The organism is Streptomyces sp. NPDC021356 (assembly GCF_040641015.1).
Classification (GTDB): Bacteria; Actinomycetota; Actinomycetes; order Streptomycetales; family Streptomycetaceae; genus Streptomyces.
The window spans coordinates 191,382-203,550 of the sequence record NZ_JBFACU010000017.1; the positions used below are offsets into that span (position 1 = coordinate 191,382).

Here is a 12,169-nt window from a genome sequence, read left to right on the forward strand (position 1 = left end):
TGGACAACTCCGCCCACGACGATCAGAGCTTCACCCGCACGAGGGAAGGAGAGAAGGACAGAAGGAAAGGACACGAGGGAAGAAGGACACGAGGCAGAGGGAAGGACACAAACCCCGCACCACCCCGGACAGCAATCCCCCGACCCGGGCACCGAGCCCCGCGCCCACGGGCTACCCCGACCCGGGCACCGAGCCCCACGCCCACGGGCTGCCCCGACCCGGGCACCCGACCCCGCCCGTCCCGGCACCAAGCTCCGCTCACCCCGGGTAGACGGGCGCCGCCCCTTCCTTGACCACCTTCTGCCACTGCGCCACGGACGACATCCGCACGAGCCCGTCGGCCGCCGAGTACGCCACCAGCGGCAGCCGCTCGTCCTCGGAGGCGGCGATCGACTTCACCCCCGTGAGCGCGGCGGGCGCCGGGATGTCCGGCGTGGAACCGTCGACCTGGGCGTACCGCATCGTCTGCACGCCCCCCTGCTCCCGCCCGGCCACCACGAGCCGGCTGTCCCCCGCCCACGACATGGCGGTGACGTCCTCCATGTCGGGCGCCGCCGAACGCAGTCCGAGCACCGACACCGCCGGCCGCTCGCCGCTCCTGCCGTCCCGCTCGATGCGCCCGATGAGCAGGGACTCGGTGCCGTCCTTGTGCTGCACGAGCAGCGCGACACGCACACCGTCGGCAGCCACCCGCACCGCGTCGACACGTCCGTCCAGACCAGGGACCGCCACCTCGATCGGTTCACCCGTGCCCTGTTCCAGCACCATCAGCCGCGGCCGGGCCGGATCGCGGTCGGCCACCCACAGGTCGCCGTGGGCGTCCCAGCTGGGCGGCGTCAGCCGGTCGTCCTCGGTCTTGCCGTTGCTGCGCAGCACCGCGTTGCCGAGCGCGCCACCCTGCGACAGCGACGCCACGAACAGGTCCTTCCGGTCGTTGCCGACGCCCGCGGCGGTGCGCTCGTCCCATGACACAGCCGCCGAGCTGAACCTCTGCGCGCCCTCGCCCAGGCCACCCGGCACCGGTTCCACGCTCGTCCCGGCGCTGCCGCCGAGGATCCGCACCAGCCTGCGCTTGTCGTCCAGGAAGTACAGGTACTCGGGCCGCTTCACCGGCCCCCGCGTGGCGACGGTCCGGGCCCGGTCCGCGCCGAGCGTGCACAGCGTGCTCCCGTCACTGCCCTGGAGCGCCACCGTCTCGACCGTGGGCGTCAGGTTCTGCACCGTGAACAGCACCTGGGCCGCCATGTCCCAGCACCTCTGGTCGTCGACGGCCGACGCCTTCAGGTTCAGCGGCACCGTCAGTCTGTTCTGGTCGTCGGGCGACAGCCCGGTGACGTCCTTGCGCAGTGCCGTCCCGGTCGGGAAGCTCGACCTGACCACCCGGTCCAGCCACCGCGTCGGCCCGCTGAGCACCGAGCGGACCACGTGCGTCATCGCGTCCACCCGCTGGCGTACGTACACGGGATCGGCGACCGCCGTCGCCGGCCGTCCGGTCCCGGCCGGCGCGTTCGAGGCGAAGTAGTACTTGTTGACGGGCAGGTAGTTGCGCTGGAAGTCCGACCGGCCCATCAGGACGCCCTGCGGCGGAGTGTCGATGCGCCACTGCCCGGACTTCCGGTCGCGCGTGAGGTGCACGGACTGGCTGTAGCGGCCGTCGAGCGGCATGTACGACTGCTGCGCGTCCACCCGGGCCACCTTGCTGCCGGAGAGCGTGAACGCGTAGTCACCGCTGTCCTCGTGCGCCGTGGCACGGTCGGCCTCGATGTCCCACCCGTCGGCGAGCACGGTCGTCGACGACTCCGGCCGCCACTTCCGCGAGGCCGCCGTCGTCAGGTACTGCCGGGCCGTCGCGTACTGCGGGTCGTCACTCGTCAGCGCCTCCAGGAAACCCTGCACGATCTCCGCCGGCGGGGCGTTCTCCCGGGGCGGCATGGCGAACACCCGTACCTCGGTGTCCTGACGCGGAGTGGACTCCACGTCCCGCAGGTCCCCGCTGTCGGGCATCGAGGCGCACCCGGCCAGCAGAAGGATCCCCCAGGCGGCGCACGCCACCGCGCGCATCGGCCGACGCCGCGCGCCCCCCTCGCGGTCAGCGCCCACGAAATGCCTCCCCTTGCTCCTGCGTGCCCTGCGCCCCGGCGTCCTCCGGGTCCGCGCCCCCGCCCGCACGTTCCTCCGCCGTACCGGCGGCCTCGGCGGTCGGTGTGGCGTCCTGCCGCCGCGTGCCCGGGGCCTGCCGGGGCACCACGCGCGCGCCGCTGCCCGGCAGCGCCGTCGGGTCGGCCGTGGGGGCCGCCGCGGTCGGCCGGCCCGCTATCGGGTCCCGGCCCTGCGCCGCGCCGCGGTCACCGGCCGCCTGCACGGGCACGGTGGCCCGCTTGCCGCCGCGCACCGCACCGGCCTCGTCGACTCCCCTGTTGCGCCGCGAGTCCTTGGGCTCCAGGGGTATCGGCGAGCCCCGCAGCGGCTCGTCCGCCGTCCTCGGTATCGTCAGCCGGAACTGCGAACCGCCGCCCGGCTCGCCCCACGCCTGCAGCCAGCCCCCGTGCAGCCGGGCGTCCTCCAGGGCGATCGACAGCCCGAGGCCCGTGCCGCCGGTGGTACGCGCGCGTGCCGGGTCGGCCCGCCAGAAGCGGCTGAAGACCCGGGTGGCCTCGCCCGGCTTGAGTCCGACGCCGTAGTCGCGCACCGCGACCGCGACCGCGCCGCCCGCCGCGGCGAGCCTGACGACGACGTCCCGTCCCTCGCCGTGCTCGACGGCGTTGACGACGAGGTTGCGCAGGACCCGCTCCACGCGCCGGGCGTCGACCTCGGCGACGACGGGCTGCTGGTCGCCGGCGACGCGTATGCGCGTGCCCTTGCGGTCCGCGAGCGGTTCGGCACCGCTGACCACCCGCCGCACCACCTCGCGCAGGTCGACCGGCTCGGCCTCCAGCGCCGCCGCGCCCGCGTCGAAACGGCTGATCTCCAGCAGGTCGGACAGGAGCGACTCGAACCGGTCCACCTGATCGAGAAGCAGCTCCGCCGACCGCGCCGTGACCGGGTCGAAGTCCTCGCGCGCCTCGTGGATGACGTCGGCGGCCATCCGTACGGTCGTCAGCGGCGTACGCAACTCGTGCGAGACGTCGGAGACGAACCGGCGCTGCATCCGCGACAGGTCCTCCAGCTGGTTGATCTTCAGCTGGAGGTTCTGCGCCATCTTGTTGAAGGCCTCGCCCAGACGCGCGATGTCGTCCTCGCCGGTGACCTTCATCCGCTCCTGCAGCCGCCCCGCCGACAGCCGCTCGGCGATCCCCGCGGCCATCCGCACCGGCGTGACCACCTGGCGCACCACGAGCCAGGCGATCGCCCCGAGCAGGACGACGACGAAGAGGCCGGCCGTGGCCAGGGTCCCCTTCACCAGGCTGAGCGACTTCTCCTCCTGGGTGAGCGGGAAGAGGTAGTACAGCTGGTACGGGTGCCCGTTGGGGTCGTTGACCTGCTTGCCGATGACAAGGGCGGGCTGGGGCTGCTTGTCGGTGTCCTTGTAGACGATGCGCGTGTAGCTCTGCGCGGCGGTCATGCTGCCGTTGATCCGGGCCCGCAGGTCCTCGGGGACGCTCACGGTCGGATCCACCTGGCCGGAGGCGCGCGGCCCGCGCCCCCCGGCGCTGTCCTCATCCGCCGGGAGCGTGACCACGTCGAAGGCGCCCTGACCGCCGCTGGAGAGCGACGACACCAGCTCACTCATCCACGAGATGACGTTCTGCGAGGAGTGCCCGTCCGCGGGAGTGCCCGTCGCGTCGTCGCCGGTGCCGCTCGCCGCCTCGTCGGCCCGCTGCTTGGCCACCGCGAACCCGCCGGTCGCCTGGCTCTGCGACGCCTTGACCTTGGCGTCCAGCAGCCCGTTGCGCACCTGCCCGATGACGACGAAACCCAGCAGCAGCACGACGCCCAGCGACATCAGCAGCGTGGTGGCGACGACCTTGAGCTGGATGTTGCGCCGCCACAGCCGCATGACGGGCAGCAGCGGCCGGCGCACCCAGCGCAGCAGCAGACGCAGGACCGGGCTGCCCTGCACGCCGCCGTGCAGCAGCCCGCCCTCCAGGAGACGCCCCCAACGGGAACCCGCGCTCTTCCGGCCGACAGGCCGCTTCACGCGGGACCCGGTGCGCCCGGGCGCCGAAGCGGCGCTGTCCCCGGACATGTCAGCTGGGTCCGGCCTTGTAGCCGACACCGCGGACGGTCACCACGATCTCCGGCTTCTCCGGGTCCTTCTCGACCTTGGAGCGCAGCCGCTGGACGTGCACGTTCACCAGGCGGGTGTCCGCCGCGTGGCGGTAGCCCCACACCTGCTCCAGGAGCACCTCGCGCGTGAACACCTGCCACGGCTTGCGGGCGAGCGCGACCAGCAGGTCGAACTCCAGCGGCGTCAGCGCGATCGACTGCCCGTCCCGCTTCACCGAGTGCCCGGCCACGTCGATGACCAGGTCACCGATGGCGAGCTGCTCCGGGGCGGGCTCCTCCGACCTGCGCAGCCGCGCCCGGATCCGGGCGACCAGCTCCTTCGGCTTGAACGGCTTGACGATGTAGTCGTCGGCCCCCGACTCCAGGCCCACGACGACATCCACGGTGTCGCTCTTGGCGGTCAGCATCACGATCGGCACGCCGGACTCGGCCCGGATCAGGCGGCAGACCTCGATGCCGTCCCGGCCGGGCAGCATCAGGTCGAGCAGCACCAGATCGGGCTTGGTCTCCCGGAAAGCGGCCAGCGCCTTGTCGCCGTCGGCTACGAAAGACGGCTCGAAACCCTCGCCACGCAGCACGATTCCGAGCATCTCGGCCAGTGCGGTGTCGTCGTCGACGACAAGGACTCGTCCCTTCATGAACGACATCATCCCATTCTTGTAACGGTGGCGAAGATCCAGGTGAGACAGCTCACTGGCCTGTGACGATAGTCGTACGGAGCCGTCACTGTCTGCCCTCGCCCGGGAACGGGCACGATGCCGACGCCCCGGCGCCTACCCCGCCGCCGCCTGCCGCGCCCGCGCGCACAGCTCGGCCAGCCCCTCCGCTGTCACCGGCGACACTGTGCCCTGCTCGGTGACGATCGCGGTCACCAGCTCCGGCGGGGTCACGTCGAACGCCGGGTTGTAGGCCTGCGTGCCCAGCGGCGCCACCGGAATGCCCCCGCCGGCTCCCGTCACCGGGACCTGCGGGGCGATCAGCTCCGTCACCTCGTACCCCGGCCGCTGCTCGACCTCGATGGACGCCGCGTCCGCCGTCTTCTCGTCCACCGTCGTCACCGGCGCGACCACGATGAACGGCACGTGGTGGTAGCGGGCGAGCACCGCGAGCGGATAACTGCCCACCTTGTTCGCCACCGACCCGTCCGCCGCGATCCGGTCCGCACCGATCAGCACCGCGTCCACCTCCCCCGCCGCGAACAGCGACCCGGCCGCGTTGTCGGTGAGCAGCGTGTACGCCAGGTCGTTGCGCGCCGCCTCGTACGCCGTCAGACGCGCCCCCTGAAACAACGGCCGGGTCTCGTCCACCCACAGCCTGCGCAGCCGGCCCGCCCGGTGCGCCGCCAGCGCCACCGCGAACGCCGTCCCCTCCCCGCCCGACACCAGCGACCCGGTGTTGCAGTGCGTGAGCACCCGGTGGCCGCCACCGGGCAGCAGCTCGTCCAGCAGCGCCAGCCCGTGCTCGGCCATCCGCGCGCTGGCCCGCGCGTCCTCCCGGTGCAGCCGCTGCGCCGCCGCCAGCGCCGCCGGAGCGGCCAGCAGCGGGTCACCGGTCTCGGCCAGCGCCGTGTGATAGGCGCACCGCGCCCGGTGCACGCCCACGGAGAGGTTCACCGCGGTGGGCCGCGCCCCCGCCAGGGCGTCGGCGGCGTCGTCCACGTCGAAACCGCGCGCGGCGGCGAGCGCGACACCGTACGCCCCGGCGATGCCGAGCAACGGCGCCCCACGCACGGCCAGCGACCGGATCGCCTCCACCAGCGCGGGCGCGTCCGTGCACACCAGCTCGACCTCCTCGGCGGGCAGCCTCGTCTGATCGAGGAGCACCAGCACCGGCCCCTCGGGAGGCTCCTCCCAGCGGAGGGCGGGAATCCCCGGCGGCCGGTTGTCCTCGCGGGTCTGCGCGTACTGATCAGCCATGCCGTCAGTGTTCCCCGTATCCCTCGGACAATGGAAGGCGCGCAGCCCCCACCGCGGCAGGTCACCCGAACACCACCCCATGGCACGATGGCAGCCAACCTGCCGCCGCGACCGCGGACGGGCACCGTGAAGGAGCGATGATGAACGACACTCCGGGCTGGGCCTCGCCCGGATCCGCCCCGTCCGACGGGCAGGAGCCCGGCGCGTCCGGCCCTGCCGACGCCGCGGGCCGCCCCGACACCGCACCGCCCGCGCAACCCGCGGACCAGCCGGGCGCACAGCCGCAGGGCCCCGGCGTGAAGTGGTCCAAGGAGCAGCCACCGGCCGGCCAGTGGTCCGCGCCCACCGGGCCCTCGGCCGCCCCGGCACCGGGCCCGGGCCAGGCGACCCCGCCGCCTCCCCCCGGCCCCGGCTGGGGCACCCCGCCGCCCGCCGGCGGAGGCTACGGCGGTCCCGGGGGCGGACACGGAGGCCCCGGGGGCTACGGCGGTCCCGGCGGATACGGTCCCGGGGGTTACGGCGCCTGGGGAGCCGGCTGGGGCGGCCCCCCGCCCGCGGCCAAGCCCGGAGTGATCCCGCTGCGCCCGCTCGGACTGGGCGAGATCCTCGACGGCGCGGTCTCCACGATGCGCACCCACTGGCGCACCGCGCTCGGCATCTCCCTGGTCATCGCCGTCGTCACCCAGATCGCCGTCATCCTCGTGCAGCGCCTGGCCCTGAACGACATCGTCGACAACGCCGCACTCGACGACCCCAACGCCAGCCCGCGGGAACTGCTGCGCGCCATGGGCGACGGCCTGCTCGGCTCCGGCATCCTCTTCGTCGTCGGCATCATCGGCACCGTCCTGGCCACCGCGCTGCTCACCACGGTCACCAGCCGCGCCGTGCTCGGCAAGCCCGTCACCATCCGCGAAGCCTGGCGCGACGCCCGCCCCCAGATCCCCCAGCTGCTCGGCCTGATCCTTCTGCTGCTGGTCATCTGCCTCGGCGTCTTCGCCGTGGGCACGGTCCCCGGCATCCTCATCGCCGCCGCCGGATCCCCTGCCGGGGGCACCGCGATCGCCGTCCTCGGCGCGCTGGGCGCCGGTGTGGTCGCCATCTGGCTGGCGGTGCGCTACTCCCTCGCCTCGCCCGCCCTGATGCTCGAGAAGCAGGGCGTCAAGAAGGCGATGGGCCGCTCCGCCAAGCTGGTCCGCGGCTCCTGGTGGCGGATGTTCGGCATCCAGCTGCTGACCGCGCTCATCGTGAACATCATCTCGGCGATCATCGTCATCCCCTTCAGCATCATCGCCACCGCGTTCAGCGACGGCGGCATCTCCGGCCTCCTGGAGGGCAGCAGCCGCCTCGGCTGGACGTACCTCGTCATCGCGGGGGTCGGGTCGGTGATCGGCTCCATGATCAAGTTCCCGATCACGGCCGGTGTCACCGTGCTCCTCTACATCGACCAGCGCATCCGCCGCGAGGGCCTCGACCTCGAACTGGCTCGCGCCGCGGGCGTCCAGGGCCACGGCTCCGGCACACCCGCCTCGGGGAGCTGATGCCGTGAGCCTACCGGGGGGAGTTCTCACAGCGCCGCCCACGCTGCCGCACGCGGCCGACCACGCCGAAGGGACCCTGCGCGCCCTCCTCCACGCCGGGCACGCCGCCACCCTGGCCGCGTCGGGCACGGGCACGGGCGGCGAACCCCCGGTGACCGTCCCACGAGACCCCGCGCGCGAGGCCGCCCGCCGCGAACTCTCCAAGCGGATGTACCACGAGAACGAACCCGGCCTGCTGCAACGCGCCCTCGACCACCTCTGGGACTGGCTCGGCAAACTCTTCGACTCGGCCTCCGGCGCCACCCCCGGCGGACCCGTCGGCCTCGTCGTCGTCATCCTGGCCGTACTCGCCGTACTGGGCGCCCTGTGGTGGCGCCTCGGCACCCCGCACCGCCGGCCCACCTCCGCGCCCACCCTGTTCGACGACCGCCCCCGCACCGCCGCCGAACACCGCGCCGCCGCCGAGGCCCACGCCACCCAGGGCCATTGGAACCAGGCCGTCCAGGAACGCATGCGCGCCATCGTCCGCTCCCTGGAGGAACGCACCCTCCTCGACGCCCGCCCCGGCCGCACCGCCGACGAGGCCGCGGCCGAGGCCGGCCGTACCCTGCCCGCCCACAGCGACCGGCTGCACACCGCCGCCCGGGACTTCGACGACGTCACGTACGGCGACCGGCAAGCCACCGCACCGGCGTACCACCGCATCGCCGAACTCGACCGCGACCTGGAACGCACCCGGCCCCAGCTCACCCACAGCACCCCGAGCACCACCCCCACCACCCAGCAGGAAGCAGACCGGGGAGCCGCCGGATGACCACCGAGGCCACCACCACGGCCCCGCGCGCGACCACCTCGGCCACCCCCACCGCCCGCCGGACGTGGACCCGCGCGCGCGGCGTCCTGCTCGCGCTCGTCCTCCTCCTCGCCGCGGCCGTCACCATCGCCGCGCTGCGCTCCGGCGACCAGCACGGCCGGCTCGACCCGCGCTCCGCCGACCCCTACGGCAGCCGCGCCGTCGCCGCCCTCCTCGCCGACCACCGGGTGACCACACGCGTCGTCACCAGCCTCGACGAGGCACGCACCGCGGCCGGCCCCGACACCACCCTGCTCGTCACCGCCCCCGACCTGCTGACCCACGACCAGCAGACCCGGCTGCACACCGCACTCGCCCCCTCCGGCACACGCACGGTCCTGGTCGCGGCCGGCACCCCGTCCCTCGACCGCCTGGCCCCCGGCGTCACCGCCGACCCCGCACCCGGATTCGACACCGCCCTCGAACCCGGCTGCCCCCTGCCCGCCGCTCGCCGCGCCGGCACCGCCGAACTGGGCGACGGCATCCGCTACACCACCCCCCTGCGCACAGCCGACGCCTGCTACCCCAGCGACGGCCTGCCCACCCTCCTGCGCATCCCGCAGGACGCGGGCGGCGACACCGTCCTCCTCGGCGCGCCCGACATCCTCTACAACAACCGCCTCGACCAGCAGGGCAACGCCTCGCTCGCCCTCCAACTCCTCGGCTCCCACCACCATCTGATCTGGTACCTCCCCTCACTCACCGACGACTCGGCCTCCAGCACAGGCCGGCGCAGCTTCTTCGACCTGCTCCCCTCCGGCTGGCTCTGGGGCACCCTCCAGCTCTTCATCGCCGCCGCCCTGGCCGCCCTGTGGCGGGCACGCCGGTTCGGCCCCCTCGTGCCCGAGAAACTCCCCGTCGCGATCCGCGCCTCCGAGACCACCGAAGGCCGCGCCCGCCTCTACGCCAAGGTCGACGCCCGCGACCGCGCCGCCGCCGCTCTCCGCTCCGCCACCCGCACCCGCATCGCCCCCCTCGTCGGCATCCCTGCCACCCAGGCGCACTCGCCCGAGACCCTTCTCCCCGCCCTGTCCGACCGCCTCCACGGCGACGGACAGCCCCTGCACGACCTCCTCTTCGGCCCGCCGCCCGGCGACGACGCGGCCCTCGTCTCCCTCGCCGACCGACTCGACGCCCTCGAAAGAGAGGTACGCCGTCCATGATGGACCCGACCACTGACAACGCCGGGCACACCGGGGACGCGACCGCCGCCCGGTCCTCCCTGGAAGCGCTGCGCGCCGAGATCGCCAAGGCCGTGGTCGGCCAGGACCCCGCCGTGACCGGCCTCGTCGTCGCCCTGCTCTGCCGCGGCCACGTGCTGCTCGAAGGCGTTCCCGGAGTCGCCAAGACCCTTCTCGTCCGCACCCTCGCCGCCGCCCTGGAACTCGACACCAAACGCGTCCAGTTCACCCCCGACCTCATGCCCAGCGACGTCACCGGCTCCCTCGTCTACGACGCCCGCACCACACAGTTCTCCTTCCAGCCCGGCCCGGTCTTCACCAACCTCGTCCTCGCCGACGAGATCAACCGCACCCCGCCGAAGACCCAGTCGTCCCTCCTCGAAGCGATGGAGGAGCGCCAGGTCACCGTCGACGGCACCCCCCGCCCGCTCCCCGACCCCTTCCTCGTCATCGCCACCCAGAACCCGGTCGAGTACGAAGGCACCTACCCCCTGCCCGAGGCACAGCTCGACCGCTTCCTCCTCAAACTGACCATTCCCCTGCCCTCGCGGCAGGACGAGATCGACGTTCTCACCCGGCACGCCGCCGGCTTCGACCCGCGCGACCTGCGCGCCGCCGGCGTACGCCCCGTCGCGGGCCCCGCCGACCTCGACGCGGCCCGCGCCGCCATCGCCAAGACCACCGTCTCCCCCGAGATCGCCGCCTACGTCGTCGACATCTGCCGCGCCACCCGGGAGTCCCCCTCCCTCACCCTGGGCGTCTCGCCCCGCGGTGCGACGGCCCTGCTGTCGACGGCCCGCGCCTGGGCCTGGCTCACCGGCCGCGACTACGTCATCCCCGACGACGTCAAAGCCCTCGCCCTGCCCACCCTGCGCCACCGCGTACAACTGCGCCCGGAGGCCGAGATGGAAGGCGTCACCGCCGACTCGGTGATCACGGCGATCCTCACCCACGTCCCGGTCCCCCGCTGATGGCTCTGACCGGACGCGCCACCCTCCTCGCAGCCCTCGGCTCCCTGCCCGTCGGCATCTGGGACCCGGGCTGGTCGGGCATCCTCGCTGTCAACGCCCCCCTGGCCGTCGCCTGCGCCTGCGACTACGCCCTCGCCGCACCGGTCCGCCGACTCGGCCTGACCCGCACCGGCGACACCTCCGTACGCCTGAACGAAACCGCCGACGTCACCCTCACCGTCACCAACCCGTCCGGCCGCCCCCTGCGTGCCCGGATCCGCGACGCCTGGCCACCCAGCAGCTGGCAGCCCGGCACGGAGACAACGGCATCCCGCCACCGGCTGACGGTGCCGCCCGGCGAACGCCGCCGCGTCACGACCCGCCTGCGCCCCACCCGACGCGGCGACCGCCAGGCCGACCGCATCACGGTCCGCTCCTACGGCCCCCTGGGTCTCTTCTCGCGCCAGGGCACGCACAAGGTGCCCTGGACGGTCCACGTCCTGCCGCCGTTCACCAGCCGCAAGCACCTGCCCGCGAAACTGGCCCGGCTGCGGGAGCTGGACGGCCGCACCAGCGTCCTCACCCGCGGCGAGGGCACCGAATTCGACAGCCTGCGCGAGTACGTGCCCGGCGACGACACCCGTTCCATCGACTGGCGCGCAACGGCCCGCCAGTCCACGGTCGCCGTACGCACCTGGCGCCCCGAGCGCGACCGGCACATCCTCCTGGTCCTCGACACGGGCCGCACCTCCGCCGGGCGGGTGGGGGACGCCCCCCGCCTGGACGCCGCAATGGATGCCGCCCTGCTCCTCGCGGCTCTGGCATCCCGCGCAGGCGACCGCGTCGACCTGCTCGCCTACGACCGCCGGGTACGCACCCTCGTACAGGGCCGAGCCGCAGGCCACCTCCTGCCGTCCCTGGTCAACGCCATGGCGACGCTGGAACCGGAACTCGTCGAGACGGACTCCCGAGGACTGGTGGCAACAGCCCTCCGCACAGCGCCTCGCCGTTCCCTGATCGTCCTGCTCACCAGCCTGGACGCGGCTCCTGTGGAGGAGGGCCTGCTCCCCGTCCTCCCCCAGCTCACCCGACGGCACACGGTGCTCGTCGCTTCGGCGGCGGATCCGTACGTGGCCCGCATGGCCGCCGCCCGCGGTACCGCGGAAGCGGTCTACGAGGCCGCGGCTGCGGCACGTTCCCAAGGAGAACGCCACCGCGTCGCTGAACAACTCCGCCGACAGGGCGTCACGGTCGTCGACGCCATCCCGGACGACCTGGCACCGGCACTGGCCGATGCTTATCTCGCACTGAAGGCGACCGGCCGGCTCTGACACCGGGCACCGGCCGCCCGGACCGCGCTGAAAACGCAGAAAACCCCGCACCATGAGGTGCGGGGTTTTCCCTAAAATTTGTTCGGCGGTGTCCTACTCTCCCACAGGGTCCCCCCTGCAGTACCATCGGCGCTGTAAGGCTTAGCTTCCGGGTTCGGAATGTAACCGGGCGT

General features: G+C 73.5%; 9 protein-coding genes and 1 rRNA gene. 5 read left to right on the forward strand and 5 right to left on the reverse strand.

The features are described 5' to 3' along the window. Nucleotides 1-258 precede the first annotated feature (258 nt). The 4 genes from AB0G56_RS24135 to mtnA all read right to left on the reverse strand — a co-directional run bounded on the left by AB0G56_RS24135 (nt 259) and on the right by mtnA (nt 6,143). On the reverse strand, nt 259-2,100 hold the full coding sequence (locus AB0G56_RS24135) for an LpqB family beta-propeller domain-containing protein (RefSeq protein ID WP_360972581.1): 1,842 nt from the start codon (nt 2,098-2,100) through the stop codon (nt 259-261). Then, nucleotides 2,090-4,186, reverse strand: a complete 2,097-nt coding sequence (gene mtrB / locus AB0G56_RS24140; RefSeq protein ID WP_360972585.1) for an MtrAB system histidine kinase MtrB — start codon at nt 4,184-4,186, stop codon at nt 2,090-2,092. The genes AB0G56_RS24135 and mtrB overlap by 11 nt, the downstream gene beginning before the upstream one ends. A 1-nt stretch (nt 4,187) precedes the next feature. Beyond that, the gene (mtrA, locus tag AB0G56_RS24145) at nt 4,188-4,877 is read right to left on the reverse strand and encodes a two-component system response regulator MtrA (RefSeq protein WP_003975799.1); all 690 of its coding nucleotides are present in this window, start codon (nt 4,875-4,877) and stop codon (nt 4,188-4,190) included. A 123-nt stretch (nt 4,878-5,000) separates the two neighbouring features. Further along, nucleotides 5,001-6,143, reverse strand: coding sequence for an S-methyl-5-thioribose-1-phosphate isomerase (gene mtnA, locus AB0G56_RS24150; protein ID WP_360972587.1), 1,143 nt, complete (start codon nt 6,141-6,143; stop codon nt 5,001-5,003). A gap of 140 nt (nt 6,144-6,283) precedes the next feature. Between mtnA and AB0G56_RS24155 the strand changes: the two genes are divergently transcribed. The 5 genes from AB0G56_RS24155 to AB0G56_RS24175 are packed head-to-tail and all read left to right on the forward strand — an operon-like array spanning nt 6,284 to nt 11,996. Beyond that, nucleotides 6,284-7,681: a glycerophosphoryl diester phosphodiesterase membrane domain-containing protein gene (locus AB0G56_RS24155; RefSeq protein ID WP_360972589.1), complete on the forward strand. Its 1,398-nt coding sequence runs from the start codon at nt 6,284-6,286 to the stop codon at nt 7,679-7,681. A gap of 4 nt (nt 7,682-7,685) precedes the next feature. Further along, the gene (locus AB0G56_RS24160; RefSeq protein ID WP_360972591.1) at nt 7,686-8,495 is read left to right on the forward strand and encodes a DUF4129 domain-containing protein; all 810 of its coding nucleotides are present in this window, start codon (nt 7,686-7,688) and stop codon (nt 8,493-8,495) included. Continuing rightward, nucleotides 8,492-9,697, forward strand: a complete 1,206-nt coding sequence (locus tag AB0G56_RS24165) for a DUF4350 domain-containing protein (RefSeq protein ID WP_360972593.1) — start codon at nt 8,492-8,494, stop codon at nt 9,695-9,697. The genes AB0G56_RS24160 and AB0G56_RS24165 overlap by 4 nt, the downstream gene beginning before the upstream one ends. Beyond that, nucleotides 9,697-10,686, forward strand: coding sequence for a MoxR family ATPase (locus tag AB0G56_RS24170; protein ID WP_360972595.1), 990 nt, complete (start codon nt 9,697-9,699; stop codon nt 10,684-10,686). Before AB0G56_RS24165 ends, AB0G56_RS24170 begins: the two co-directional genes overlap by 1 nt. Beyond that, nucleotides 10,686-11,996 (forward strand): DUF58 domain-containing protein, encoded by a 1,311-nt coding sequence (locus AB0G56_RS24175; RefSeq protein ID WP_360972597.1) that lies wholly within the window; start codon nt 10,686-10,688, stop codon nt 11,994-11,996. Before AB0G56_RS24170 ends, AB0G56_RS24175 begins: the two co-directional genes overlap by 1 nt. Nucleotides 11,997-12,076: 80 nt before the next feature. On the opposite strand, the gene rrf is transcribed toward AB0G56_RS24175, so the two are convergent. Next, nucleotides 12,077-12,169 (reverse strand): 5S ribosomal RNA (rrf, locus tag AB0G56_RS24180); the annotation flags it as partial.